Source organism: Mesorhizobium sp. 10J20-29 (assembly GCF_054130485.1).
On sequence record NZ_CP199156.1, the window covers coordinates 3,951,925 to 3,977,614 of the forward strand.

Sequence of the window (25,690 nt, forward strand, 5' to 3'; positions counted from 1 at the left end):
TTTGTCAAACCGCCCGGCAAAGGCTAAGGAAGCCCGCATATTGCCGGAGACGATTTTCTTGCCGCCTATTTCAGACAGCCGTAAGCGCATTCTCGTGACAGGCGGAGCCGGCTTCCTCGGCTCGCACCTGATCGACCGCCTGCTCGACCTGGGCCACGAGGTGATCTGCGTCGACAACCTGTTTTCCTCGACCAAGCGCAACATCGACCATCTGCACGCCAATCCGCGCTTCGAGTTCATGCGCCATGACGTCTGCTTCCCGCTCTATGTCGAGGTAGACGAGATCTACAATCTCGCCTGTCCGGCCTCGCCCATCCACTACCAGCACGACCCCATCCAGACGCTGAAGACGTCGGTGCACGGCGCCATCAACATGCTCGGTCTCGCCAAGCGGCTGAAGTGCCCGATCCTGCAGGCCTCGACCAGCGAGGTCTATGGCGACCCGGTGATCCACCCTCAGACGGAGGACTATTGGGGCAACGTCAACCCGATCGGCCCGCGCTCCTGCTATGACGAGGGCAAGCGCGCCGCCGAGACGCTGTTCTTCGACTATCACCGCCAGCATGCCCTGCCGGTCAAGGTGGCGCGAATCTTCAACACCTACGGCCCGCGCATGCACCGCCAGGACGGCCGCGTCGTTTCCAACTTCATCGTCCAGGCGCTGCTGGGACAGCCGATCACCATCTATGGCGACGGCAGCCAGACTCGCTCCTTCTGCTATGTCGACGACCTGCTCGACGGGCTGATGCGGCTGATGGTGAGCCCGCCCGACGTGACCGGACCGATCAATATCGGCAACACGCGCGAATACACGATCCTGCAACTGGCCGAGATGATCGTCGAGATCACCGGTTCCAGGTCCGAGATCGTGCGCCTGCCGATCCCGCAGGACGACCCGCGCCAGCGCCAGCCCGACATCACCAAGGCGCGCGAAGTGCTCGGCTGGGAGCCGACCGTGCCGGCGCAACAGGGTCTCGAGCGCACGGTTGCCTATTTCAGGGAGTTTCTGGGCGCCGAGATCGCGGCTGACTGAGCCTCGCTTGCTGGCATCCTTGTCAACAGCATAAGGATCAGGCCGCGTTGCGGGGCCGGGCAGTCGTTTGTTAGCGTGTCGTAAGGGGAGCGCGTGCCTTGTTCTTTTCCACTTCCAAGATCGTCTGGTTCTTCCTGCAGCCGCTGAACATGGCGATCGTCCTGTTGGCGCTGGCAGTCTTCGTCGGCTACCTCGGATGGCGCCGGCTGGCCGGGTCGATCACGCTTTTTCCCTTTCTCATTTTGATCGTGTCGGCCTGGACGTCTTTCGGGGCGCTGTTGATCGGGCCGCTTGAGGAGCGGTTTCCCCGCCCGGCGCCGCCGGCCCAAGTTGCCGGCATCATCGTGCTCGGCGGCGGCTTTGAAGGCGCGATCAATCAGGCGCGCGGCGGCTACGACGTCAACAGCGGCGGCGACCGCTTCGTCGAGGCTGCCGTCCTTGCCCGCCGCTATCCGACGGCGCGGATCGTCATTTCCGGCGGCAACGGCTCTCTGTTGCTGGAGGGCGAGGGTGATGCCGTGACGGCCGTGCGGCTGTTTGCAGCCCTGGGCATACCGGAGTCTCGGCTGGTGCTCGAAAAGGAGTCCCGCAACACCTCCGAGAACGTCGCCAACATCCGCGACCTCGTGCAGCCGGCGCGCGACGACACCTGGCTTCTTGTCACCTCGGCATTCCACATGCCTCGCTCCATGGGCCTGTTCCGCAAGGCGGGCTTTCCCGTCGTGCCCTGGCCGGTCGACTACCGAACCTCGGGCCAGGAGGGCATCGGGGTCTTCCGCGACAACGCAATGGACGCGCTGCAGACAACGTCGACGGCTTTCCGCGAATGGTGCGGGCTGGTGGCCTACAAGTTCACCGGGCGCATCGATTCGGTCTTCCCGGGCCCGCAGAACTGATCAGCCGCCACCGTCGGACAGGACAGCCCGGCGCGCGGCGGAGAAGAACTGCCGGCGTATCAGGACCGCGAAGAGAACGAGCGTCGACAGCGCAAATGCCGGCGGCCCGACGAACCAGCCGAGATAGCCGATCGAGAAGAAGATGGCGCGCAGGCCTGCGTTGAAATGCTTGCCGGCGAGGATGTTCATCTCGGCGGCGCGCCGCACTGCGCGCTCGGTCTCCACCGACTGTTCGGCCTCGTCGCGCATCGTCGGCACGGCGCCGATCAGGATCGAGCAGTAGTTGAACAGCCGGTAGGACCAGCCGAACTTGAAGAAGGCGTGCGCCAGGAGCAGGATCAGGCCGATCACCTTGACCTCGAAGAGCTCGCGCGAGGGAGTCGCGCCCAGCGTCAGGTCGCTCAGCACGCCGATCACCTGGTCGCTTGCGCCAAACAGCGCAAAGCAGCCGCCGAGCGCCAGAAGCGCGCTCGAGGCGAAGAATGCCGTGCCCTGCTGCAGGCCGAGCATGATGCCGGTGTCGATCATGCGCAGTTCGCGGCGCGCCATGACCTGCATCCATGCCGCGCGCTGGGCGTTCATGGCGCTGGTCAGCGAAACGCGCCCGAACAACGTGCCCCTGAGCGCCAGCGCATAGGCGGCCCATACCGCGAGGAAGAACCCGAGAGCGGCGAGATCCGCGGACGACAGAAGCATGGATTGGGCCATCACTGTTCCTAGCACTGCGCGCAGGGGCGTTTCGGAGCCGGAAGCGTCGGCTCGGTTCGCCATCAAGTCTTTGCTATTTTCCCGCCGAATGCGCAATGTCGCTTGCGGAGCAGGGCAGGTCGGCGGCCGTGAAGCCCGCCTCTGCAAATAGGCACAAACATCCATCTCTTGCGGCGATGTGCCGAAAGCCGCGCCAGAGGAGCAAGCAATCAGTGTTTTTGTCGGTATTCGACCTGTTCAAGATCGGCATCGGCCCGTCGAGTTCCCACACCATGGGGCCGATGACGGCCGCTGCCCGCTTCCTCGACGAAATCCTGAACGGCGACTGGCCGCGTCCGGCGGGAGCCAGTGTCGACCGCATCGCCGTCAGCCTGCACGGTTCGCTCGCCTATACGGGCGTCGGCCACGGCACCGACCGCGCCGTCATCCTTGGCCTGACCGGCGAGACGCCCGACACGGTCGATCCCGACAAGTCCGATGCAATCGTCGAGGCGATTGGCGCTTCCCGAACCGTACAGCCGGCCGGTCACCCATCCTATCGGTTCGACCCGGCCGTCGACCTGGTGATGGACAGGAAGACGCCGCTGCTCGGCCACGCGAACGGCATGACATTCAGCGCCTTCGGTTCCGGCGACCGGCTGCTCCTCAAGCGCATTTACTATTCGATCGGCGGCGGCTTCGTCGTCTCGGAGGAGGAGTTGCAGCGGCTGAAGGTGCGTGGCCCGGAAAAACCCACGACGCCCGTGCCCTATCCCTTCGCCAATGCCGTCGAGATGCTGGCCATGGCTGAGCGCAGCGGCCTGTCGATCGCCGAGATGAAGCGGGCGAACGAGGAAGTTCACATGCCGCGCGAAAAGCTCGACCGGGCCCTCGATGCCATCTGGGACGCCATGCTCGGCTGCATCAACCGCGGCCTGTCGCAGGACGGCATCATGCCCGGCGGGCTGAAGGTGCGGCGGCGCGCGCGGCAACTGCACGACAAGCTGCAGGAACAGTGGAGCCAGAACCGGCCGAACCCGCTGCTCGCCAACGACTGGCTGTCGATCTACGCCATGGCGGTCAACGAGGAGAACGCCGCAGGCGGTCGCGTCGTCACCGCGCCGACCAACGGTGCTGCCGGCACGCTGCCGGCGGTGCTGCGCTACTGGCTGCATTTCCATCCGGAGGCCGACCAGGCCGGCATCCGCGACTTCCTGCTGACCTCGGCGGCGGTCGGCGGCATCATCAAGACCAATGCCTCGATCTCGGGTGCGGAAGTCGGCTGCCAGGGCGAGGTCGGTTCGGCCTCGGCAATGGCGGCTGCCGGGCTTTGCGCGGTGATGGGTGGCACCCCCGAACAGGTGGAAAACGCAGCCGAAATCGCGCTGGAACACCATCTCGGCATGACCTGCGATCCGGTTGGCGGCCTCGTGCAGGTTCCCTGCATCGAACGCAATGCGCTCGGCGCCGTGAAGGCGGTGACCGCCGCTTCGCTGGCGATCAAGGGCGACGGCAAGCATTTCGTGCCGCTCGACGCGGCCATCGAGACGATGCGCCAGACCGGCATGGACATGAGCGAGAAGTACAAGGAAACCAGCCTTGGCGGCCTTGCCGTCAACGTGGTGGAGTGCTGAGCTCAGTGCTCGGTGCGCTGGATCATCTGGTTGGCGATGCTGAGTTTTTCCGCAAGATTGCTTGCCAGAAGACGGTGCGCCATCACCGCAAGTTCGGGGTCCTCCCGTTCGAGGCGTGACAGTTCCGCCGCGCTGAGGCGAAAGATGTCCGATGGCGCCTCCACGATGACGTCGGCAGTGCGCTTGCGTTTCAGGTAGAGCGCGATCTCGCCGACGACGGCGCCGCTGGTCATGGTGCGCAGCCTGAGTTCCCGCCCGCTCGGCAGCGTGATCTGCACGCGGACCCTGCCGCGGGCGACGAAGAAGACGTCATCGGCCTCCTCTCCGGCACGAATGACGACATCGCCCGGCTGCATGGTGATCTCGTCCATGGCTGCCACGAGGTCCGCCATCCTCGGATGCGGCCCGACGGCGGCGACGAGCTGGCTGACCAGTCCGGCCTGTGCGTCGCTTTCGGGCTGTTCGCTCAAAAGGTCCTCTTCGGCATGCTCGAGCGCATGGTCGATGTCGGCTTCAAGCGCCATCGTTCCTCCGGGCACGAAATCGATGCCGGCCAGCCGCAGCGTCGTTTCGACCTCCGGCGACACATGGGTGAAGAACACCTGGACCGAATTGTCCTCGACCATGCGGCGGATCTTGATGAAACCGCTGGTGGCCGCGGAATCGGTGCCGCTGACGTGCCTGAAGTCCAGCACCAGGAAACGCAGCGCGGCCTTGCCGGGCGAGAAGAGCCGCTGGCGTACCTGCTTGACCATGCGGTCGGCCGATCCGAAGAACAGGTAGCCCTGCAACTGGATGATCTCGATGCAGTCGCCGTGCTTGCTCAGGAAGCGCGATGCGGCAGGCGAGCGGTCGACGGAGCTGCGGTGCTCGATGCCGCTCGTATTCAGGCGAACCACCGGCAGTCGCGAATAGTTGAAGACGAAGAGCGCGACCGACACGATCAGGCCGACCGCCAGGCCCTCGATGAAGCCGACGAGAGCGATGGCGAGCAGGATGAGGACGACGATCAGCCATTCCATCGCTGGCAGTTCGCGCCGCGTGGCGACCAGCCACTCGTTCAGGAGTTCGATGCCGAGAAACAGCACGAAGCCGGCCGTCAGGAAGACCGGCACCTGGAAGATCAGGGAACCGGCGGCCGCCAGCCCGACGATCATCGCCACCGCCGTCGCGATGCCCGCGCCGCGGCCGCGCGCGCCCGTCTTCTGTGCCAGGATGGTCATACCGAGCCCGACATAGCCGGAAGGGCCGCCGATCAGGCTGGACAGGAAGTTGCCGGCACCGCTCGAACGCAGCTCCGCATTGACGTCGATGTCGCGGCCGATCGCCAGTTCCAGCCCGCTGACGTTGAGAAGCAAGCCGATCATGCTGAGCGCTGCCACCGACATTATGGTCGGCAGGGCATAGGCGACGGCGGGCCAGTTCACGCTGGACAAAAGCTCTGGCGTCGGCAGTTCGACGCCGCCGGCTGCCGTCAGCTGCGGCAGGTAACCGGTCGCGCGGGCCTCCTCGACCGAAATTCCGGCGCCCGCCAGCACCAGGAAGAAGATGGTCCCGGACAAAAGCATCACCAGCGGCACCGTGGCCGGATGGGTAAATCGCCGCAACGCGACGAACAGAAGGATTGCAAAGAGGATCGCCGGCAGGATGAGCGGAACGGCATTCGGCGCGGCAAGGTCTTCGATGAAGGCGACGCCGATGCCTTGGCCGGTCAGCATGACCATCGAGCCGTCGACGAGCAGCCAGCCGGATCCGGCCAGGAAGCCGGCCACGACCGGGTAGGGCAGGAAGCGCGCAAGACCGCCGAGCCCGAGGCGGCCGGTCAGCCAGAACAGGGCGCCGGTGACGAGGCTCGAAACCCCCAGGATCGCCAGGGCGGTGGCGACCTTGGCTTCTGGCGGACCGGCAAGGTCGGCGGTGGCGGTGACGATCGCCGCGGCAAGAACGGCGACCGAGGTTTCCTGGACGAGGGCGATCGAATTGGGCTGCGTGCTCCTGAGCGCGACGACCAGCGCCAGGACCGCGCCCCCGAGCAGCACGACGCCGACACCGAGCCCTAGGCCGGACGACAGCGGGCCCGCAAAGAGCAGTGATGCGATGGCGAGCGCGGCGGCGATGTTGTCGACGCCCGCAATGACGCCGATCATTGCTGCCGGCAGCCACGCGCGACCGACCCCCGGCACTGTTTCAGTTGCCATGAACGCAATTCCCCCCTGATCGATGCATACCGTCAGGGAAGGCGATGGGCAATCGGTGCAGAGCGCGTGGCCGTGCCGCGCCGGCGCCTGTGTATAACGGCTGCGGCCATTGACCGGGCGGCCGCTGGCGGTAGATCATGCCGGCATGGCATTGAACCTGGTAAAACTCTGCGTCGGCTGCGACAGCGTCGAGGATCTCGAGGAATGGATCGCCTCCCGGCTCGACCACCGGCGGCGGGCCGGAGAACCGGTCGAGAGTTTCCACACGACGCGGATGGTGCCGACGCGGGCGCCCGAGCTGGTCGATGGCGGCTCGCTCTACTGGGTCATCAAGGGCAATGTGCAATGCCGCCAGCGGCTGCTCGAAGTCAGGCCCTTCGTGGACGGGCAGGGCATCTCGCGCTGCCACCTGATCCTCGACCCCACGCTCGTCCGGACGAGCTGGCAGCCGCGCCGGGCCTTCCAGGGCTGGCGCTATCTGAAGCCCGCCGAGGCGCCGGCCGATATCGGCACGGCAGGCAGCGATCTGGCCGAAATGCCGCCGAAGCTCCGGCGCGAACTGGCCGAACTCGGTCTGCTGTGAGGCGGTTCGGTTCTACCGGCGGCGCGACCCGACTCTGCGGGCCCGAGTGGATGAAGACCAGGACGAGCGCTCGATGACTGCCGTCGCCCGAACCTTCCCGGACTACCGCGCGGCGCTCCTGATGTCGCTTGAGGAGGAGATTTCCGGCGAGGCCTTCTTCGCACGGCTGTCGAGCTTTCACGGGGGCCGCGCCAGCCGGGCGCTCCTGATGCTGGCCGAGGTGGAGGCGGCGACAGCATCCGCCATCCGCCCGCTGGCGGAGCGGCACGGGCTGTCCGTCGGCGATGACGCCAAGCTGCGCGCGAGCGGACAGGCGGAAGCCGATGGCCGCCGGGAAATGTCATGGCGCGAACTGGTCGAGGAAATGGCGACGACCTATCCGGTGTTCGTGCAGGAATTCGACGCCATCATGCAGCTGGCGCCGGAAGAGGACCGAGCGACGCTCGAAATCCTCGTCGCGCACGAAGTGGCAGCGGTACGCTTCGCCGAAATGGAGTCGCGGTCCGATCCGGCAAGCATGGCCCCGCTGGAGGAATTCCTCGCCGCGGCGAGGGCCTGACGGCACCGATCGCCTTGCGCATCGGCCTGTTCCTGCCGTGCGTCGAACGGCGGACTTGCATGCCGGCGGCTGACGCCACATGTTCTGAATGATGAGCAAAGACAAACTCGTAACGGCCGACACGAAACTTCCGCAGCCCAAGCAATCCGGGGCTGGCGAGATCGACGCCTTCCTGCGTCAGGTCAAGGCCGTCGCCGCCACCCGGGCATCGGGTACCGGCCGGCTCATCCTGGCACTCGACGCGACCATGAGCCGGCAACCGACATGGGACCTGGCCTGCTCGCTGCAGGCGGAGATGTTCGATGCCGTGGACCGAGCGGGAAAGCTCGGCGTGCAACTCGTCTATTTCCGCGGCTTCGGCGAATGCCGGTCCTCGAAATTCGTCTCGGACACGGCCGCGCTCAAGAAGCTGATGACGGGCATTGGCTGCCGCGGCGGCGCAACCCAGATCGGCAAGGTGCTGACCCATGCGCTGAAGAGCAACGCCACCCAGAAGGTCGATGCGCTGGTCTTCATCGGCGACGCAATGGAGGAGAAGATCGACGATCTTGCGGAAAAGGCCGGTCGCCTCGGCCTTCACGGCGTACCCGTCTTCGTCTTCCAGGAGGGGCGCGACAGGGTGGCCGAGACGGCTTTCAAGGAGATTGCGCGGCTTTCCAAGGGAGCGTGGTTCCGCTTCGATCACAATTCTGCCTCTACGCTGGCAAAACTGCTGTCGTCGGTCGCCGTATTCGCCAGCGGCGGCGTGAAGGCGCTGGAGGCGCGCGGCAGACCGGAGGATCGCCTGATGATCGAGAACTTGCGGGGCGGCAGCAAGGAATGAGTGCCGCACTGGGCGTCCTGGCTGCACTGCTTGTCCTGACGGCGCTGGCTGCCGCCTTCCTGCGCGTCGACGCCTCGAAGCTCGCGGGCGGCTTGCGCATTGCCGGCCCGACGATTTTGGGTGTCGTGGGGATCGGGCTGCTGCTGTTCGGACGCGCCGCTGTTGGCGGCATGCTCCTGTCACTGGCTGCCGCTTGGTATGGCGCCGGTCGCCGGCGCCGCTCGCAGAACAAGGCGAGGAACCAGCGCTCGACGGTGAGGACAGCGGCGCTGGAAATGGAACTCGATCACGATACGGGTTCCCTGGAAGGCATCGTTCTTGCCGGCTCGCATGAATCGCGAACGCTCGGCACGATGAGTCTCGACGAACTGAAGCAGCTCTATGGCGAACTCTCCGGCGATTCGGAGAGCCGCCAGCTTCTAGAGACGTATCTTGACGGCCGCTTTCCCGCTTGGCGCGAACACGCTGAGACGGACGGTGGCGACCGGCAGGGTGTTGCGCCAGGTTCGGGCGCCATGACTAAGGAGGAGGCTTACAAGATCCTTGGTCTTGAAGCGGGGGCCGCCACGGCGGATATCCGCAAGGCGCACCGCCGCCTGATTCAGCGCCTGCACCCCGACATCGGCGGGACGTCCTTCCTTGCGGCGAGGATCAACGAGGCTAAGGACGTTCTGCTCTCCAATCACGGGTAGTTCTCCTTCAACTCGATACATTCGGGAGTTTCCAATAAGGCGGGTGGCAGCCGGCTACTGCTGGACGGCGTAGCAATCCACCTTCTTCTTCTTGAGTGCGCTGCATGCGTTCCAGGCTTCCGACTTGGAGCCGAAGCCGCCGTAGCGGGCGCGGTAGTAGGTGACGCCGTCCTTCTCGAAAGTGACGGTGAAGCCCGAGGCCTCGGCAAGGATGCCCGGTGCGACCTTGTTCGTGCGGGCGAGGAAGGCGCGGGCCTCGACCTCGCTCGGCGAGGAAGCCACCTGCACGACCCAGCCCGAGGGCGGGTTCACGGAGGCGGTGTTGACGGGGTCGATGTCGGCCATGCGCGCGGCGATCGGGGCGGCGTAGCCCTGCTCGACGACGGCCGGTTCGGGCGCATCGAGGGTCTCTTCCATCGCCACTTCGATTTCCTCGTCTGGCCGCTCCTGCGGCGTCGGTGCGTTCTTCTTGGGCAGGATGGCCTGGACCAGCGAGCGCACGGAGGATGCTCCGGCCTTGGCGACGAGATCGCCGCCGCCGCGGCGCGACGAGGCCTTGGGCAGGTAGCTCTTGATGAGTTCGGCCATATGGGCGTCGCGCGAAGCGCCGGTCCTGCCGCCCATCACCACGGCGACGATGCGGCGGTTGCCGTCGGCAACCGACGAAACCAGGTTGAAGCCCGAGGCGCGGGTATAGCCGGTCTTGATGCCGTCGACGCCCTTGACCTTGCCGAGCAGCCGGTTGTGGTTGCCCATGCGGCGCTTGTTGTAGGTGAAGGAGCGGGTGGAGAAATAGTCGTAATACTGCGGGAAATGTTCCCTCAGCGCGATGCCGAGCGTCGCCATGTCGCGGGCAGTGGTGTGCTGCGCGCCGTTGGGCAGGCCGTTGGCGTTGCGGAAGATGGTTCCTGTCATGCCGAGCTTGCGCGCCTTGGACGTCATCATGCGGGCGAACTCCGCTTCCGAACCGCCAAGCAGTTCGGCAACCGCCGTCGAGGCATCGTTTGCCGACTTGGTGACAAGCGACAGGATGACGGTCTCGACAGTCACCGACCCGCCGGCGCGCACGCCAAGCTTGGTCGGCGGCTCGGCTGCAGCGTTCTTGGAAAACGGCACCTTGGTTGATTTCGATATCCGGCCGCTCTCGAGCGCCTCGAAGACGAGATAGAGCGTCATCATCTTGGTGAGCGATGCCGGGTAGCGCGGCTCGTCGGCATGGGACGAGAACAGCGTCTTGCCCGTATTGGCGTCGACGACGATCGCCGCATATTTCGAATTCGCCGCGGCTGGCGTTGCGGCCACCGCGGTAGCAACCGCGAAAGCTGCGACAAGCAAGGCTGCAGGCTTGAGTGTGGAAATGGCTTTACGAGCTGCTACTGCCAACGCTTGACGCACTGTTACATCCTTTGAATTTGAATCTTCACCCGAGGCGGCAAAGGTCCTGCCTCTCCTTCGGCAGACAGTAGGTGGGCAGCGTTACCAATCCGTTTATGGTAACCAGCGCGTTCATACTTTTCTGCGGCTTTGAATCTGATTTTCATGTTCTGCCGCCGCTTTTCCACGCGTTCGAACGGTTTGCCGCGAGCAATCCGGCCTTGATCCGCGTGCCGCCGAATGGGCTTTGCGATTGACACATGCTGCGCTGCACCATAATTTTGAGTGCAATGCATAGCTAAGCGGCCCGCGCCGCTCTTCGAGAGGACCCTGAAATGACCAACAGTTTCGAGGACGTAGCCAAGGTGAGTAATCAGTATTTCGATTCCAGCATGGCGAGCTTCAGCGCCGTGACCAAGGGGGCGCAGGCCATTTCGACCGAGGCGACGTCCTATGCCAAGAAGGCCTTGGAGAACGGCAGCGCGACGATGGAGAAGCTGCTCTCCGCCGACAGCATCGAGACGGCAGTGGCGGTGCAGACAGACTACGCCAAGGCCGCCTATGAAGGTTTCGTTTCGGAGGCCACGAGGATGGCCGAGCTCTATGCGGATCTCGCCAAGGATGCCTACAAGCCGTTCGAATCAATCACTGCCCGGTCGTACTGATCCGACCCGCAGTCCTGTCCTGCCGGCCCGGCCCGCGCTTGCGCGGCCGGGCTTTTTGTTGCGCAGTGGCACGATGGCCGGCGTTTCGGTTCACGATAGCGCGAAAATTGCCCGGTTTGGGCCGCGGGTCATATTGTCAGCCGAAATGAAGGGCTTAAAATCATTCGACGGAACACTACATAGCGCTGGTTGGACGTCGAATCGAAAATGAGGAATTCCTGGTGAAGACTGGCGGGGCAGCCATCAACAGAAGCATGGTCACCATGCAGGATGGCGACGAGGGCGATCGCGGCACGGGCCGCGGCACCGCTGTCATCACGCGCACCAAACCCAAGACCAAGAAGCCCAGCCTCTATCGGGTGCTGATCCTCAATGACGACTACACGCCGATGGAGTTTGTGATTCACATTCTCGAGCGGTTTTTCCAGAAGGACCGCGAAGCTGCGACCCGCATCATGCTCCATGTTCACAATCATGGGGTCGGAGAGTGCGGGGTCTATACATTTGAAGTCGCCGAGACCAAGGTTACCCAGGTCATGGACTTCGCCCGCCAGAATCAGCATCCGCTGCAATGCGTGATGGAGAAGAAGTGAGGTATTGAATGCCGGCTTTCTCGCAAGGCCTCGAAAAGGCGCTTCACCAGGCGCTGACGCTCGCCAATGAGCGCCACCATGAATATGCAACGCTCGAGCACCTGCTGCTCGCGCTGATCGACGACGCCGAGGCAGCCGCCGTGATGCGCGCCTGCAATGTCGATCTCGACGATCTCAAGCACACTGTCTTGACCTACATCGACACCGAACTCGACAACCTTGTCACCGGTTACGACGAGGACTCGAAGCCGACGGCAGGATTCCAGCGTGTCATCCAGCGCGCGGTCATTCATGTGCAGTCGTCGGGGCGCGACGAGGTTTCCGGCGCCAACGTGCTTGTCGCCATCTTCGCCGAGCGCGAGAGCCACGCCGCCTACTTCCTGCAGGAACAGCAGATGACCCGCTACGACGCGGTCAACTACATCTCGCACGGCATCGCCAAGCGTCTCGGCTCGTCAGAGAGCCGCACCCCGCGTGGCGCCGAGGACGAGCAGCGCGCGGCCGGCGAGGGCGCGGAGGAGGGCGGCAAGAAGAAGCAGCAGGACGCGCTGACGGCCTATTGCGTCGACCTCAACAAGAAGGCGCATTCCGGCAAGATCGACCCGCTGATCGGCCGTGAAAGCGAGATCAACCGCACCATCCAGGTGCTCTGCCGCCGCTCCAAGAACAACCCGCTCTATGTCGGCGATCCCGGCGTGGGCAAGACGGCGATTGCCGAAGGCCTGGCCAAGCGGATCGTCGAGGGCGACGTGCCGGAAGTGCTGCTCGACGCGACGATCTTCGCGCTCGACATGGGCACGCTGCTCGCAGGCACCCGTTACCGTGGCGATTTCGAGGAGCGCCTGAAGCAGGTCGTCAAGGAACTCGAGGAGTTTCCGGGCGCCATCCTGTTCATCGACGAGATTCACACCGTGATCGGCGCCGGCGCCACTTCGGGCGGCGCCATGGACGCGTCCAACCTGCTGAAGCCTGCGCTGTCGTCCGGTGCGATCCGCTGCATCGGCTCGACCACCTACAAGGAGTTCCGGCAGTTCTTCGAGAAGGACCGCGCCCTGGTGCGGCGGTTCCAGAAGATCGACGTCAAGGAGCCGACCGTCGACGATGCCATCGAGATCATGAAGGGGCTGAAGCCCTATTATGAGGAGTTCCACAAGGTGAAGTTCACCAACGACGCCATCAAGGCGGCGGTGGAACTGTCGGCGCGCTACATCAACGACCGCAAGCTGCCGGACAAGGCAATCGACGTGATCGACGAGTCCGGCGCGTCGCAGATGCTTCTGCCTGAAGGCAAGCGAAAGAAGACGATCGGCATCAAGGAGATCGAGGCGACCGTCGCCACCATGGCGCGCATCCCGCCGAAGACCGTGTCTGCCGACGACGAGAAGGTGCTGTCGGGCCTTGAGGTCGAACTGCAGCGCGTGGTCTACGGCCAGGACACCGCCATCACCGCGCTCACTTCGGCGATCAAGCTGGCGCGCGCCGGCCTGCGCGAACCGGAAAAGCCGATCGGCTCCTACCTGTTCTCCGGCCCGACCGGCGTCGGCAAGACCGAGGTGGCAAAGCAGCTCGCCGCCTCGCTGGGCGTCGAACTGATCCGTTTCGACATGTCGGAATACATGGAGCGCCACACGGTCAGCCGCCTGATCGGCGCGCCTCCCGGCTATGTCGGCTTCGACCAGGGCGGTCTGCTGACCGACGGCGTCGACCAGCACCCGCATTGCGTGCTGCTGCTTGACGAGGTCGAGAAAGCGCATCCGGACCTGTTCAACATCCTGTTGCAGGTCATGGATCACGGCAAGCTGACCGACCACAACGGCAAGCAGATCGACTTCCGCAATGTCATCCTGATCATGACGACGAATGCCGGCGCTTCGGAAGCGCAGCGCGCGGCAATCGGCTTCGGTTCGAGCAAGCGCGAAGGCGACGACGTGGAGGCGATCAACCGCCTGTTCACGCCGGAGTTCCGCAACCGTCTCGATGCGATCATCCCGTTCGGCTCGCTGCCGGTGCCGGTGATCCACCAGGTCGTGCAGAAGTTCGTCATGCAGCTCGAGGCGCAGCTCTCCGACCGCGGCGTCACCTTCGACCTGTCGTCCGACGCCATCGCTTGGCTGGCGGACAAGGGCTACGACGAGCGCATGGGCGCACGGCCGCTCGGCCGCGTGATCCAGGAGCACATCAAGAAGCCGCTGGCTGAGGAAGTGCTGTTCGGCAAGTTGCGCAAGGGCGGCACCGTTCGCGTCACCGTCGAAAAGAAGGATGACGGCACGTCCGGTCTGAAGCTTGAAACCGTCGCCGAAGAGTCGCCGGTCAAGCCCAAGAAGGAAGACCCGGTCGAGGAGACGCCGAAGAAGGCGGTAGCCAGGAAGTCGACCGCAAAGAAAGCCGCGGCCGCCAAGGCGAAGCCTGCACCCAAAGGGCCCGACGGCACGAAGCGCAGCCTCGTGCCCCAGCTGCCGCGCAAGGGCTGATGCTTACACAGCACGTGAGAAAGCCTCCGCAAGGAGGCTTTCTTTTTGACTCCGCCCCGGCGCGGCGCGGCGCGCCTTCGATCGGACGCGGCCTGTGATGTCGAAACCGCGCGCCACCGCGCCGTCCTTCGCGGAGCGGCGCACCTGGTACCTGCGTGGCTGCATCGCCGCCGCGTCGATCCCGGGGCTGATTCTCGCCTCCGCCTTCATCGGCTTCGCGAGCCTTGCCAAGGGCGCGGGGCTGACGATGGCGCAATCCGTCTTCATGACCGGCGTGGTCTGGGCGTTGCCGGCCCATGTCGTGCTCGTCGGCGCGATCCTCGCCGGCGCGTCGCTTCCTGCAGCGATGTTTGCCGTGACGCTGTCCTCCGTCCGGCTGATGCCCATGGTCGTGGCGATCGTGCCGGAACTGCGTGGCTCGCGCACGCCGCGCTGGGTGCTGTACCTGCTGTCGCACTTCGTCGCGGTGACTTCCTGGGTCGTTGCGATGGAACGGTTGAAGAACGTGCCGCCGGATCTGCGCACCAGCTACTATTTCGGCCTCGGCTCGACGCTGGTGCTTGCCAACATGCTGATCGTGGCCTGCTTCTATCTCGTCGCCGACAAGCTGCCGGTCGTCGTTTCGGCGGCTCTCCTGTTGCTGACGCCGATGTACTTCCTGTCCTCGCTCTGGGGCTCCGCACGCGAATGGGCGACCCACGCGGCCATGGTCATCGGGCTGGTGCTCGGACCGGCCTTCCACTTGCTTGTGCCGCAGTTCGACCTTGTTGCGGCCGGCATCCTCGGCGGGGCACTGGCCTACGGGCTGCACCGCCTGCTCGGCGGAAAGTCCTACTCATGACCTTCGACGCGATCGACGCCTGGTGGTGGCCGTTTCTCTTCATCCTGGTCGCGGGCTGGGTGGCGACCGACGCCTGGCGCTTTCTCGGCGTTCATCTCGGCAGCCGGCTGGCCGAGGATTCAGAGGCGCTTGTCCTGGTTCGCGCAGTCGCGACAGCGCTCGTGGCCGCGGTCATCGGCAATCTGGTCATCTTCCCGGCCGAGCCGCTTGCCTCGACCTCTGTGGCACTGCGCTTCGGTGCCGTGGCGCTCGGCTTCGTTGCCTATCTCACGCTCGGCAGGCGCGTCATCGTGGCGATCATCGTGATGGAGCTGGTGTTTGGGCTTGGCCTTTGGGCAAACCTTTGATCCGGCCCGGTGCGGGCGCCCTCAGGCGCGCTTACTCGGCGCCGTCAGGTGCTGGAACAGCAGGTAGGCCGCCAGCGGGATCGACGGATAGACGAACCAGATGTCGGACAGGCCCGTGGTCAGCAAATTGATCCCGGCCATGATGCCGATCGCCGCCACCGGCACGCGGGTCTTGCGCGGCTGCTGCGTGTACCACGCCCGGAAACGGCTTATGCGGTCGCCCCATCGATCGAGGAAACCGAACTCGTCCCTGTCCGCCTCGCGCGGCGGCGCTTCGGGAGAGGGTCGGTTGCTGCCGGATGGCGCTTCCGCGGTGTCCGTCGCTTCGGCGTTGCGGCCCGGCATGCGTACACGGTAGCCCGCGATCGGTGCATCGAGACCCTTGACCGCCTGCTCGCCGGCGAATTCATAGCCCAGGGCCAGGTGCTTGTTGGTCAGGTTGTAGACGGTTTCCGACACCATGATGCCGCCGGCATCCGCGAGCGATTCAAGCCGCGCGGCGACGTTGACGCCGTCGCCATAGAGATCCGAACCGTCTTCCATGACGTCGCCGAGGTTGATACCGATGCGGAACCACATCTGCTTCGCCTGCGACAGGTCGCGGTTTTCGGCGCCGATGGCGTCCTGGATCTCGACGCCGCAGCGCACCGCCTCGACCACCGAGGGAAATTCCGCGATGACGGCGTCACCCCAGGTGTTGACCTTTCGCCCCTCGTGGCGCTCGAAAAGATCGTTCATGATGCCGCGATAGCGCCGCAGCCGCTCCAGCGTGTCGGCCTCGTCCCGCGCCATCAAAGCGGAGTAGCTCTGCACGTCGGCACAGAAGATCGTCGTCAACTTGCGCTTGATTTTCTTGGCGGTCATGGAACCCCGGCATGGACGTGGCAAGTGCGCAGACATATAGGCGCGCAGGCCCATTGATGCAAAGCATGAGTGCCCGCGGCGGCCCTTGAACGGCCGGCCCAATTCGGGCACATGGCAGCAAGCCGCTTGCCGAGGAGTCCCGCATGACCGCGCCCAATGCCATCGTTTCCGTCGGCAACACGCAATTTTCGAACGCCGGTCCGCTGACCCTGATCGCCGGCCCCTGCCAGCTCGAGTCGCGCGATCACGCTTTCGAGATGGCCGGCGCGCTGAAGGAAATATGCGGCAAGCTGGGGCTCGGTCTGGTCTACAAGACCAGCTACGACAAGGCCAACCGCACCTCGCTCTCCGGCGCGCGCGGCGCAGGCCTCGACGCCGCATTGCCGGTCTTCGACGACCTGCGCAAGCAGTTTGGCCTGCCGGTCCTGACCGACGTGCATACTGCCGAGCAATGCGCCATCGTCGCGCCGCATGTCGACATCCTGCAGATCCCGGCCTTTCTCAGCCGCCAGACCGACCTTCTTGTTGCTGCGGCCGCGACGGGCAAGGTGGTCAACGTCAAGAAGGGCCAGTTCCTGGCGCCCTGGGACATGAAGAATGTCGTGGCCAAGATCACCGCGTCGGGCAACCCCAACGTTCTGGTGACAGAGCGCGGCGTCTCCTTCGGCTACAATACGCTGGTGTCCGACATGCGCGCGCTGCCGATCATGGCCGAGATGGGTGCACCGGTGATCTTCGACGCGACGCATTCGGTGCAGCAGCCGGGCGGGCAGGGCGGTTCGACCGGCGGCGACCGCCGCTTTGTCGAGACTCTGGCACGGGCGGCCGTCGCGGTCGGCGTCGCCGGGGTCTTCATCGAGACCCACGAGGACCCCGACAACGCGCCATCGGATGGCCCCAACATGGTGCCGCTGAAAGACCTCCCGGCGCTGCTGGAACGGCTGATGGCCTTCGACCGGATCGCCAAGGCGGGCTGACGCACCAATCCCGGAACCTTCGCGCCGGCCGGTCATTTTCACTGCATCCTTTCAATCAACGAGGAGCATGAAAATGACAACCCACACGGGACACACTGAGGCCATTCAGGCCTCGCGCGTTATCGGCACCGATGTGTACAACACCGAGGGCGAAAGCATTGGCTCGATCGAGGACGTGATGCTCGACAAGACCTCGAACGGCATCATGTTCGCGGTCATCGGCTTCGGCGGCTTTCTGGGCATCGGCGAGAAGTACCATGCCGTGCCCTGGTCCGTTCTGGACTACAGCACCGACAAGGGCGGCTATGTCGTACCGTTCAGCAGGGAACAGCTAGAGGCGGCACCCGCCTATTCGATCGAGGACCTGACCAGCGGCGACGGCAATGCGGCGCGCGACGCCTCCTTCGAATACTACAAGGTCGATCCCTACTGGTGATCCTTGATCCTTGAGTTGCAGCACGCTTGGCCCCGCCCGCGATGGCGGGGCCTTTTTCGTTTTATTGGCTGATGAGAGAAGCCGGGCTGGGCACGTCGCCCTGCACTGGTTGATCGCTGCATGACGTCATGAAGGCAGCGACGATAAGGACGAGACTCAGGATACCGGCAGACAACTCGGACATGGCGAAACTCCCTATGTTTCGCCCCGCGCGGTACCAGAGGTAACCCAGCGCCCGCGATCTGTCGCCGCGCCTGTCATGACATTGCGTTACAGTCTGTATACGAGCGTGAATCGGCGGTGAGCGGCGCAAGAAAAAACGGCCCGCCAATTGCGTTTTGGCGCACTTTGTCTAAGACGGGCGCGGCATTTCAATCGATCTCATGCAGGGGTTTTCCGCACCATGACCGCCATCATCGATATTATCGGCCGCGAAATTCTGGACAGCCGCGGCAATCCGACCGTCGAGGTCGACGTCGTGCTCGAAGACGGCTCGATGGGCCGGGCAGCAGTGCCGTCGGGCGCTTCCACCGGCGCCCACGAGGCCATGGAACTGCGCGACGGCGGCAAGCGCTATCTCGGCAAGGGCGTCGAGCGCGCCGTCGAGGCGGTGAACGGCGAACTGTTCGAGGCCATCGGCGGCCTGGAAGCCGAGGACCAGATCCACATCGACCGCACCATGATCGAGCTCGACGGCACGCCGAACAAGTCGCGCCTCGGCGCCAACGCCATCCTGGGCGTATCGCTGGCTGTCGCCAAGGCGGCCGCCGAAGCGTCGGGCCTGCCGCTCTACCGCTACCTCGGTGGACCGAACGCCCATGTCCTGCCGGTGCCGATGATGAACATCATCAATGGCGGCGCGCATGCCGACAACCCGATCGACTTCCAGGAGTTCATGATCATGCCCGTCGGTGCGCCGACGCTGCGCGAGGCGGTGCGCTGGGGTTCGGAGATTTTCCACACGCTGAAGAAGCGTCTCAAGGATGCCGGCCACAACACCAATGTCGGCGACGAGGGCGGTTTTGCCCCCAACATCAAGAACGCCCAGGCCGCGCTCGACTTCGTCATGGAATCGATCGAGCAGGCAGGCTTCAAGCCCGGCGAGGAAGTGGCGCTCGCGCTCGATTGCGCGGCGACCGAGTTCTTCAAGGACGGCGCCTATGTCTACGAGGGCGAGAGGAAGACGCGCGACCCGAAGGCGCAGGCCAAGTACCTCGCAAAGCTTGCTGCCGACTATCCGATCATCTCGATCGAGGACGGCATGTCCGAGGATGACTGGGAAGGCTGGAAGATGGTCACCGACTTCTGCGGCAAGAATGTCCAGCTTGTCGGCGACGATCTGTTCGTCACCAATACCTCGCGGCTGCGCGACGGTATCAAGATGGGTGTCGCCAACTCCATCCTCGTCAAGGTCAATCAGATCGGTTCGCTGACCGAGACCCTCGACGCTGTCGATACGGCGCACCGCGCAGGCTACACGGCGGTCATGTCGCATCGTTCCGGCGAGACCGAAGATTCCACGATCGCCGACCTCGCGGTCGCGACCAACTGCGGCCAGATCAAGACCGGCTCGCTGGCGCGTTCGGATCGAACGGCCAAGTACAACCAGCTTATTCGCATCGAGGAAGAGCTGGGCCAGCAGGCCCGCTTTGCCGGCACGTCGATCCTGCGCGCCTGACAGAAGCGCAGCGACTAGAACAGGAGGGCGGCTCAGGCCGCCCTTTTTCGTGTCCAGGGCGTCTGCGCTAACCCTCCATTAAGCACAATCGGGTGAGATGCGGCGACGAAGGATACCGCCCCATGTGGACACGCCAGCACAAGCAGAGGAATACCGGCCGCCTGATCGTGCCCGGCATTTCGGCGCTGTTCCTCGCCTATTTCGGCTTTCATGCCTACCATGGCGAATTCGGCATCTACTCCAAGTACCAGCTTGAGGAGCGCGCGGCAGAGCTGCAGGCCAGGCTCGACGTCGTGCATGCCCAGCGCATCGGCCTGGAGCATCGCGTGCAGCTGCTGCATGACGGCACGCTCGAGAAGGATATGCTTGACGAACAGGCCCGCAAGGCGTTGAATCTCTCGCAGCCGGACGAGATCACCATCATGCGGTGGCCCTGAGGGCTGGATTAACCAAAGTCCGGTTAATCGGTAATATTTCCAACGTTTCTATGTGCTTACCTGCATGACAGCCATGCGCTTTTCCGCATGGCCGAATGCCATTTTGCGTGCTAGCGTCTGTGCAGATTGGGAGGTCGCATGATGCTCCCGAATGTCCGAAAAGAGACAGCCACAGGGAGTGACGCATGGCAGCCGCCGCCAAAAAAGCGCCCACGAAATCGAAAGCGGGCGCCAAGCCGCCGTCCGCGCCGACGACGCCGAAGCCTGCCGACTTCAACAAGGAGCAGGAACTCGAGGCCTATCGCGGCATGCTTCTGATCCGCCGCTTCGAGGAAAAGGCCGGCCAGCTCTACGGCATGGGCTTCATCGGCGGCTTCTGCCACCTCTACATCGGCCAGGAAGCTGTCGTCACCGGCATGAAGATGGGCCTGATCGATGGCGACCAGATGATCACCGCCTACCGCGATCACGGCCACATGCTGGCGATGGACCTCTCGCCGCGCGGCGTCATGGCCGAGCTGACCGGGCGCGAGGCCGGCCTGTCGAAAGGCAAGGGCGGCTCGATGCACATGTTCTCCAAGGAGAAGCATTTCTACGGCGGCCACGGTATCGTCGGCGCCCAGGTGTCGCTCGGCACCGGCCTTGCCTTCGCCAACCGCTACCGCGGCAACAAGAATGTCTCGCTGACCTATTTCGGCGACGGCGCAGCCAACCAGGGCCAGGTCTACGAGAGCTTCAACATGGCCTCGCTGTGGAAGCTGCCGGTCATCTACATCATCGAGAACAACCGCTACGCCATGGGCACCTCGGTCACCCGCTCCTCGGCCGAGACTGACTTCTCGCATCGCGGTGCCTCCTTCAAGATTCCCGGCATGAAGGTCGACGGAATGGACGTTCGCGCCGTCAAGGCCGCTGCCGACGTCGCCACCGAATGGTGCCGCTCGGGCGAGGGCCCGATCATCCTCGAGATGCAGACCTACCGCTATCGCGGCCATTCCATGTCGGACCCCGCCAAGTACCGCTCGAAGGACGAGGTGCAGAAGATGCGCTCCGAGCATGATCCGATCGAGCAGGTCAAGGCGCGCCTGATCGAGAAGAAATGGGCCGACGAGAACGAGTTGAAGGCCATCGACAAGGAAGTCCGCGACATCGTCGCCGACTCCGCCGAATTCGCGCAAACCGCTTCAGAGCCGGATGCATCCGAACTCTGGACCGACATCACGCATTAACGGAGCGCGACCATGCCAATCGAAATCCTGATGCCCGCGCTGTCGCCGACGATGGAAGAGGGCAATGTCTCCAAGTGGCTGAAGAACGAGGGCGACAAGGTCGCCGCGGGTGACGTCATCGCCGAGATCGAGACCGACAAGGCCACGATGGAAGTCGAGGCCGTCGACGAAGGCGTTCTGGGCAAGATCCTGATCGCTGCCGGCACCGAGGGCGTCAAGGTCAACACGCCGATCGCCGTCCTGCTCGAGGAAGGCGAAAGCGCCAGCGACATCGGCGGCGCGCCCGCCGCCAAGAAGGCCGATGCACCCGCTGCCGCCGAACAGCCGGCGCCGGCGGCAGAGCCTGCTGCCCCGACAGTTGCCGCCGCGCCGAAGACGGAAGTCGCCGCCGACCCGGATATTCCGGCCGGCACCGAAATGGTGGCGACCACGGTGCGCGAGGCCTTGCGCGACGCGATGGCCGAGGAAATGCGCCGCGACGATGCGGTCTTCGTCATGGGCGAGGAGGTTGCCGAGTACCAGGGCGCTTACAAGATCACGCAAGGGTTGCTGCAGGAATTCGGCGCCCGACGCGTGGTCGACACGCCGATCACCGAGCACGGCTTCGCCGGCGTCGGCGTCGGTGCGGCGATGACCGGCCTCAAGCCGATCGTCGAGTTCATGACGTTCAACTTCGCCATGCAGGCGATCGACCAGATCGTCAATTCGGCAGCCAAGACGCTATACATGTCGGGCGGCCAGATGGGCGCGCCGATCGTGTTTCGCGGGCCGAACGGCGCCGCCGCCCGCGTCGCCGCGCAGCACTCGCAGTGCTACGCCGCCTGGTACGGCCATATTCCCGGCCTGAAGGTGGTGATGCCCTATACGGCAGCCGACGCGAAGGGACTTCTCAAGGCCGCCATCCGCGACCCCAACCCGGTGATCTTCCTCGAGAACGAGATCCTCTACGGCCAGGCCTTCGACGTGCCCAAGTTGGACGACTTCGTGCTGCCGATCGGCAAGGCACGCATCCACAAGACGGGCTCCGACGTCACCATCGTGTCCTTCGGCATCGGGATGACCTACGCCGTGAAGGCGGAGGCCGAACTGCGCGGCATGGGCATCGACGCCGAGATCATCGACCTCAGGACCATCCGTCCGCTCGATCTCGACACCATCATCGCCTCGGTCAAGAAGACCAACCGGCTGGTGGTGGTGGAGGAAGGCTTCCCGCAGTCCTCTGTCGGCGACTTCATCGCCAACCAGGTATCGCAGCGCGCCTTCGACCATCTCGACGCGCCGGTGATCACCATTGCCGGCAAGGACGTTCCGATGCCTTACGCGGCCAACCTGGAAAAGCTGGCACTGCCGAATGTCGGCGAGGTCGTCGAGGCGGTCAAAGCGGTCACGTATCGGTAGGGACGATGGTCATGCCGTCAGCCTGGATACTGGCAGCGACTGTCCTTCCGACCGTTCTGGTCGCCCTGTTCGTACGCTTCCTGACCAGTCGCTTCGATGGAACGCTGCTTATCCTCAGCGGCCTGGCCTCGCTGGTCCTTGCGGTTTTCGCTGCCGGCGCCATGCAGGCCGACAGCGAGGACGGGACGATGGTGCTCGCAATGAGCGAAAAGACTTTCAATGCCGGCGTTCTCTCGCCGGTGTTTGTCGTTGCCACGCTGACGGTGATGCGCGGTATTTTCAAATTCTTCGGGGAGTGAACCATGCCCATCAACATCACCATGCCCGCCCTGTCGCCCACCATGGAAGAGGGCAATCTCGCCAAGTGGCTGGTCAAGGAAGGCGACAAGGTTTCCTCGGGCGACGTGATCGCCGAGATCGAAACCGACAAGGCGACGATGGAGGTCGAGGCCGTCGATGAGGGCACGGTCGCAAAGCTCGTCGTGCCGGCCGGCACAGAGGGCGTCAAGGTCAACGCGCTGATCGCCATTCTGGCGGGAGAGGGCGAGGACGTTGGAGCGGCCGCCAAGAGCGGCGGCGGCGATGCGCCTGCCAAGGCAGAGGCGTCCAAGGCGGAGGCCCCGAAGGCTGAACCCGCAAAGTCAGAGGCATCCGAACCGGCGGCCAAGGCTGCACCGGCATCCAAGGCTGACGCCGCGCCGACGGAAAGAGAAGCTTCCTCCGGCGAGCGCACCTTCGCGTCGCCGCTGGCGCGCCGCATTGCCAAGGATGCAGGCGTCGACGTGTCGGCGGTTGCGGGCACCGGGCCGCACGGCCGCGTGGTCAAGGCCGATGTCGAGGCCGCCATTGCCGGCGGCGGCGCCAAGGCTGCACCTGCCGCGAAACCTGCGGCCGCAGCCGCGCCCGCGCCGAAGTCGATGTCCGACGAGCAGGTTCTGAAGCTTTTCGAGGAGGGCTCCTACGACCTCGTTCCGCACGACAACATGCGCAAGACCATCGCCAGGCGCCTGGTCGAGGCCAAGTCCACGATCCCGCATTTCTACCTGACCATCGATTGCGACCTCGATGCTCTGCTGGCACTGCGTGCCGAGCTTAACGCCGCGTCGCCGATGAAGAAGACGGAGAAGGGCGAAGTTCCGGCCTACAAGCTGTCGGTCAACGACATGGTCATCAAGGCGATGGCGCTGGCATTGCGCGACGTGCCGACGGCGAACGTATCCTGGACCGATACGGCGATGGTGCAGCACAAGACGGTCGATGTCGGCGTCGCGGTCTCGATCCCGGGCGGCCTGATCACGCCGATCATCCGCCACGCCGACACCAAGACGCTGTCGACCATCGCCAACGAGATGAAGGATCTCGCGGCACGGGCCCGCAACAAGAAGCTGAAGCCCGAGGAATACCAGGGCGGCACGACGGCGGTGTCCAATCTCGGCATGTTCGGGGTCAAGGACTTCGCCGCCGTGATCAACCCCCCGCACGCCACCATCCTGGCGGTCGGCGCCGGCGAACAGCGCGCCGTGGTGAAGAAGGGCGAGATCAAGATCGCCACCATCATGTCGGTGACGCTGTCGACCGACCATCGCGCGGTGGACGGAGCGCTCGGCGCCGAACTGATGGTCGCCTTCAAGCGCTATATCGAGAATCCCATGGGGATGCTGGTCTGATATATAAGAGGCCGAGTTCAACACAATTCTAGGGCATGGACTAGAGATGCCGAATTTATCGACTAAAGAAATTATATGGTGCTTTGGGATACTCGTCGGATTTGGAGGGATTCCGCTAGGGTTGTTCTTCGCAAATCAAGACCTTTCCGCATCCAGCTCATACACCCGTGTTATACCATCAATAACATATGTCGCCGTTTCCATCATGACTGTCGCGTTGATCGAGATTTTTGATCTAAGTATTATTGCGAATAAGAAAAAAATAGATGAAGAACTAAAGAAAACTTTAATAATTCAAATATCTACGATAGTTATTTGTGCATTTATATATTTTACAACTTTTGTCAAAAATATATCAAAGGCGAACACACCAGATTATCAGGTTGGATGGTTTGAAATTTCTATTAACGTTGCAATGATTGTACTTGCAGCTACTCTCGTTATACGAATGAAACGGCTCTTGGAGAGTTTGTCATGACTTTGCATTTCGCGCCGTTTTTTTGGGAGACGATAAGTATATTTTCTGGGCTAGTGACTCTTTTTTGGAGTTTCAGGACAACTCGTGCAGTTAAACGGTATCGCTTCTTGACTGAAAATCTTTCCAGTCTTGATGAAATGAGAAGTGTCGATGCATTGGTAAAATCGATAAGAGATGAGCTCGAAGAAGGCAGAGTTAAAAAGGCCCTAGATATATTTGAAGAAAATTCTGAAAAAATCAGTTCGGTTATTAGTGCGGAGAAGAAAAACGCGAAATTGAAAAGAGAGGCAGCTCTGGATATGCTGCGGTATTTGCGAAAAGGAATAAAAGAAAAAACTGCGGAGGAGATAATGGAGATAAGCGAAAAAGCGCTTAGAGATATTAAAGTCCGGGAGTTCCACATAGACAATATCAATGAGAATATGGATTTCATACTTGATGTTGTTCAAAATTACGAGAAAAACTCCTAACCGGAATTTGATATTTCGGCAGCAACAGAGTGTTGCCATCAAATATTATATCGAAGATCTGATGAGCCTGCTGGTATAGTGCCTCGCGAAACGACGGGGGGAAAGTGGCCATGGCGATGACTGCACATCACGGTGAGAAATTGCGGACCTCGTGGGTCTGGATGGCGTTGTTTGGTGTTATTTCATTGATCGGTGGCGTGCTGGCGCTGGCAAACCCGCTTGCTGCGACACTGGCCGCCACCGTGCTGGCCGGTTGGGTGTTCACGCTGCTTGGCGTGCTGCAGGTCATCCAGGCTTTCCGCGTTACCGGCTGGCCGGGCTTCATCTGGTCGCTGCTGTTTGGCATCCTGGTGCTGGCCGTTGGCTTGTCGCTGGTGTTCAACCCGCTCGCCGGCATGGTTTCCCTGACGCTCCTGGTCGCGGTGCTGTTCATCGTGACCGGCGCGGTGAAGGCGATGTATGCCTTGTCGCTGCGTCCGATCTCCGGCTGGGGATGGGTGCTGACATCGGGCATCGTTTCGGTCGCGCTTGGCGTCATGATCCTCGCCAACTTCCCGTGGTCCGCCGTTGCGGTGCTTGGCATTCTCCTGGCTATCGAGCTGATTTCGAACGGCGTGCTGTTCCTGCTGCTGGCCCTGGGCCTGCGCAGGGTTTAGGGGA

General features: G+C 63.4%; 28 protein-coding genes. 24 read left to right on the plus strand and 4 right to left on the minus strand.

The genetic code is table 11. The features are described from left to right. Positions 1–58 precede the first annotated feature (58 nt). Positions 59–1,033 (plus strand): UDP-glucuronic acid decarboxylase family protein, encoded by a 975-nt coding sequence (locus ACT2BZ_RS18915; RefSeq protein WP_457936823.1) that lies wholly within the window; start codon positions 59–61, stop codon positions 1,031–1,033. Between the two features lie 98 nt (positions 1,034–1,131). Continuing rightward, positions 1,132–1,929, plus strand: a complete 798-nt coding sequence (locus tag ACT2BZ_RS18920) for a YdcF family protein (protein ID WP_457936824.1) — start codon at positions 1,132–1,134, stop codon at positions 1,927–1,929. Here the strand turns inward: ACT2BZ_RS18920 and ACT2BZ_RS18925 are convergent, their stop codons facing one another. Next, entirely contained in the window at positions 1,930–2,637 is a 708-nt protein-coding gene (locus ACT2BZ_RS18925) for a DUF599 domain-containing protein (protein WP_457936825.1), read from the minus strand. A gap of 212 nt (positions 2,638–2,849) precedes the next feature. Between ACT2BZ_RS18925 and ACT2BZ_RS18930 the strand changes: the two genes are divergently transcribed. Continuing rightward, a complete protein-coding gene (locus ACT2BZ_RS18930; RefSeq protein ID WP_457936826.1) occupies positions 2,850–4,250 on the plus strand; it encodes an L-serine ammonia-lyase in 1,401 nt (466 codons plus the stop codon). 2 nt (positions 4,251–4,252) lie between these two features. Here ACT2BZ_RS18930 and ACT2BZ_RS18935 read toward each other — a convergent pair whose 3' ends face one another. Beyond that, positions 4,253–6,448 (minus strand): SulP family inorganic anion transporter, encoded by a 2,196-nt coding sequence (locus ACT2BZ_RS18935; protein WP_457936828.1) that lies wholly within the window; start codon positions 6,446–6,448, stop codon positions 4,253–4,255. A 145-nt stretch (positions 6,449–6,593) separates the two neighbouring features. Between ACT2BZ_RS18935 and ACT2BZ_RS18940 the strand changes: the two genes are divergently transcribed. The 4 genes from ACT2BZ_RS18940 (at position 6,594) to ACT2BZ_RS18955 (ending at position 9,105) form a co-directional block, all read left to right on the plus strand. Continuing rightward, on the plus strand, positions 6,594–7,031 hold the full coding sequence (locus ACT2BZ_RS18940) for a DUF1489 family protein (protein ID WP_457936830.1): 438 nt from the start codon (positions 6,594–6,596) through the stop codon (positions 7,029–7,031). Between the two features lie 73 nt (positions 7,032–7,104). After that, complete coding sequence (locus ACT2BZ_RS18945) at positions 7,105–7,590, plus strand: hypothetical protein (protein ID WP_457936832.1); 486 nt, start codon at positions 7,105–7,107, stop codon at positions 7,588–7,590. A gap of 91 nt (positions 7,591–7,681) precedes the next feature. Next, a complete protein-coding gene (locus tag ACT2BZ_RS18950; protein WP_457941381.1) occupies positions 7,682–8,413 on the plus strand; it encodes a VWA domain-containing protein in 732 nt (243 codons plus the stop codon). Continuing rightward, positions 8,410–9,105, plus strand: coding sequence for a DnaJ domain-containing protein (locus ACT2BZ_RS18955; protein ID WP_457936834.1), 696 nt, complete (start codon positions 8,410–8,412; stop codon positions 9,103–9,105). The genes ACT2BZ_RS18950 and ACT2BZ_RS18955 overlap by 4 nt, the downstream gene beginning before the upstream one ends. Positions 9,106–9,159: 54 nt before the next feature. Here ACT2BZ_RS18955 and ACT2BZ_RS18960 read toward each other — a convergent pair whose 3' ends face one another. After that, on the minus strand, positions 9,160–10,500 hold the full coding sequence (locus ACT2BZ_RS18960) for a D-alanyl-D-alanine carboxypeptidase (RefSeq protein ID WP_457936835.1): 1,341 nt from the start codon (positions 10,498–10,500) through the stop codon (positions 9,160–9,162). A gap of 71 nt (positions 10,501–10,571) precedes the next feature. Here ACT2BZ_RS18960 and ACT2BZ_RS18965 point away from each other — a divergent pair, with 71 nt between their 5' ends. The 6 genes from ACT2BZ_RS18965 to ACT2BZ_RS18990 all read left to right on the plus strand — a co-directional run bounded on the left by ACT2BZ_RS18965 (position 10,572) and on the right by ACT2BZ_RS18990 (position 15,396). Then, on the plus strand, positions 10,572–10,736 hold the full coding sequence (locus ACT2BZ_RS18965; protein WP_457936836.1) for a hypothetical protein: 165 nt from the start codon (positions 10,572–10,574) through the stop codon (positions 10,734–10,736). Between the two features lie 78 nt (positions 10,737–10,814). Next, positions 10,815–11,144 carry a phasin family protein gene (locus ACT2BZ_RS18970; protein WP_457936837.1) on the plus strand — a complete coding sequence of 110 codons (330 nt, stop codon included), beginning with the start codon at positions 10,815–10,817 and terminating at the stop codon, positions 11,142–11,144. A gap of 263 nt (positions 11,145–11,407) precedes the next feature. Further along, the gene (gene clpS, locus ACT2BZ_RS18975) at positions 11,408–11,737 is read left to right on the plus strand and encodes an ATP-dependent Clp protease adapter ClpS (RefSeq protein WP_457941382.1); all 330 of its coding nucleotides are present in this window, start codon (positions 11,408–11,410) and stop codon (positions 11,735–11,737) included. Positions 11,738–11,745: 8 nt separating this feature from the next. After that, positions 11,746–14,208: an ATP-dependent Clp protease ATP-binding subunit ClpA gene (clpA, locus tag ACT2BZ_RS18980; RefSeq protein WP_457936838.1), complete on the plus strand. Its 2,463-nt coding sequence runs from the start codon at positions 11,746–11,748 to the stop codon at positions 14,206–14,208. Positions 14,209–14,305: 97 nt separating this feature from the next. Continuing rightward, positions 14,306–15,049 carry an AzlC family ABC transporter permease gene (locus tag ACT2BZ_RS18985; protein WP_457936839.1) on the plus strand — a complete coding sequence of 248 codons (744 nt, stop codon included), beginning with the start codon at positions 14,306–14,308 and terminating at the stop codon, positions 15,047–15,049. Beyond that, positions 15,046–15,396 carry an AzlD domain-containing protein gene (locus ACT2BZ_RS18990; RefSeq protein WP_457936841.1) on the plus strand — a complete coding sequence of 117 codons (351 nt, stop codon included), beginning with the start codon at positions 15,046–15,048 and terminating at the stop codon, positions 15,394–15,396. Before ACT2BZ_RS18985 ends, ACT2BZ_RS18990 begins: the two co-directional genes overlap by 4 nt. A 21-nt stretch (positions 15,397–15,417) precedes the next feature. Here ACT2BZ_RS18990 and ACT2BZ_RS18995 read toward each other — a convergent pair whose 3' ends face one another. Further along, complete coding sequence (locus ACT2BZ_RS18995; RefSeq protein WP_457936843.1) at positions 15,418–16,260, minus strand: adenylate/guanylate cyclase domain-containing protein; 843 nt, start codon at positions 16,258–16,260, stop codon at positions 15,418–15,420. Positions 16,261–16,403: 143 nt separating this feature from the next. Here ACT2BZ_RS18995 and kdsA point away from each other — a divergent pair, with 143 nt between their 5' ends. The 11 genes from kdsA to ACT2BZ_RS19050 all read left to right on the plus strand — a co-directional run bounded on the left by kdsA (position 16,404) and on the right by ACT2BZ_RS19050 (position 25,686). Next, the gene (kdsA, locus tag ACT2BZ_RS19000; protein WP_457936844.1) at positions 16,404–17,237 is read left to right on the plus strand and encodes a 3-deoxy-8-phosphooctulonate synthase; all 834 of its coding nucleotides are present in this window, start codon (positions 16,404–16,406) and stop codon (positions 17,235–17,237) included. Positions 17,238–17,310: 73 nt separating this feature from the next. Next, positions 17,311–17,673, plus strand: coding sequence for a PRC-barrel domain-containing protein (locus ACT2BZ_RS19005; protein WP_457936846.1), 363 nt, complete (start codon positions 17,311–17,313; stop codon positions 17,671–17,673). Between the two features lie 403 nt (positions 17,674–18,076). Further along, entirely contained in the window at positions 18,077–19,351 is a 1,275-nt protein-coding gene (gene eno, locus ACT2BZ_RS19010; protein WP_457936848.1) for a phosphopyruvate hydratase, read from the plus strand. Positions 19,352–19,473: 122 nt separating this feature from the next. Then, on the plus strand, positions 19,474–19,788 hold the full coding sequence (locus tag ACT2BZ_RS19015; RefSeq protein ID WP_457936850.1) for an FtsB family cell division protein: 315 nt from the start codon (positions 19,474–19,476) through the stop codon (positions 19,786–19,788). Positions 19,789–19,973: 185 nt separating this feature from the next. Beyond that, positions 19,974–21,017, plus strand: coding sequence for a pyruvate dehydrogenase (acetyl-transferring) E1 component subunit alpha (gene pdhA, locus ACT2BZ_RS19020; RefSeq protein ID WP_457936852.1), 1,044 nt, complete (start codon positions 19,974–19,976; stop codon positions 21,015–21,017). A gap of 12 nt (positions 21,018–21,029) precedes the next feature. Beyond that, positions 21,030–22,415, plus strand: a complete 1,386-nt coding sequence (locus ACT2BZ_RS19025; protein ID WP_457936854.1) for a pyruvate dehydrogenase complex E1 component subunit beta — start codon at positions 21,030–21,032, stop codon at positions 22,413–22,415. Positions 22,416–22,426: 11 nt separating this feature from the next. Then, positions 22,427–22,714 carry a hypothetical protein gene (locus tag ACT2BZ_RS19030; RefSeq protein WP_457936856.1) on the plus strand — a complete coding sequence of 96 codons (288 nt, stop codon included), beginning with the start codon at positions 22,427–22,429 and terminating at the stop codon, positions 22,712–22,714. Positions 22,715–22,717: 3 nt separating this feature from the next. Next, positions 22,718–24,082, plus strand: a complete 1,365-nt coding sequence (locus ACT2BZ_RS19035) for a pyruvate dehydrogenase complex dihydrolipoamide acetyltransferase (protein WP_457936857.1) — start codon at positions 22,718–22,720, stop codon at positions 24,080–24,082. 46 nt (positions 24,083–24,128) lie between these two features. Continuing rightward, positions 24,129–24,560: a hypothetical protein gene (locus ACT2BZ_RS19040; protein WP_457936858.1), complete on the plus strand. Its 432-nt coding sequence runs from the start codon at positions 24,129–24,131 to the stop codon at positions 24,558–24,560. Positions 24,561–24,667: 107 nt separating this feature from the next. After that, entirely contained in the window at positions 24,668–25,030 is a 363-nt protein-coding gene (locus ACT2BZ_RS19045) for a hypothetical protein (RefSeq protein WP_457936859.1), read from the plus strand. A gap of 110 nt (positions 25,031–25,140) precedes the next feature. Further along, positions 25,141–25,686 carry an HdeD family acid-resistance protein gene (locus ACT2BZ_RS19050; RefSeq protein WP_457941383.1) on the plus strand — a complete coding sequence of 182 codons (546 nt, stop codon included), beginning with the start codon at positions 25,141–25,143 and terminating at the stop codon, positions 25,684–25,686. The last annotated feature ends 4 nt before the right edge of the window (positions 25,687–25,690 follow it).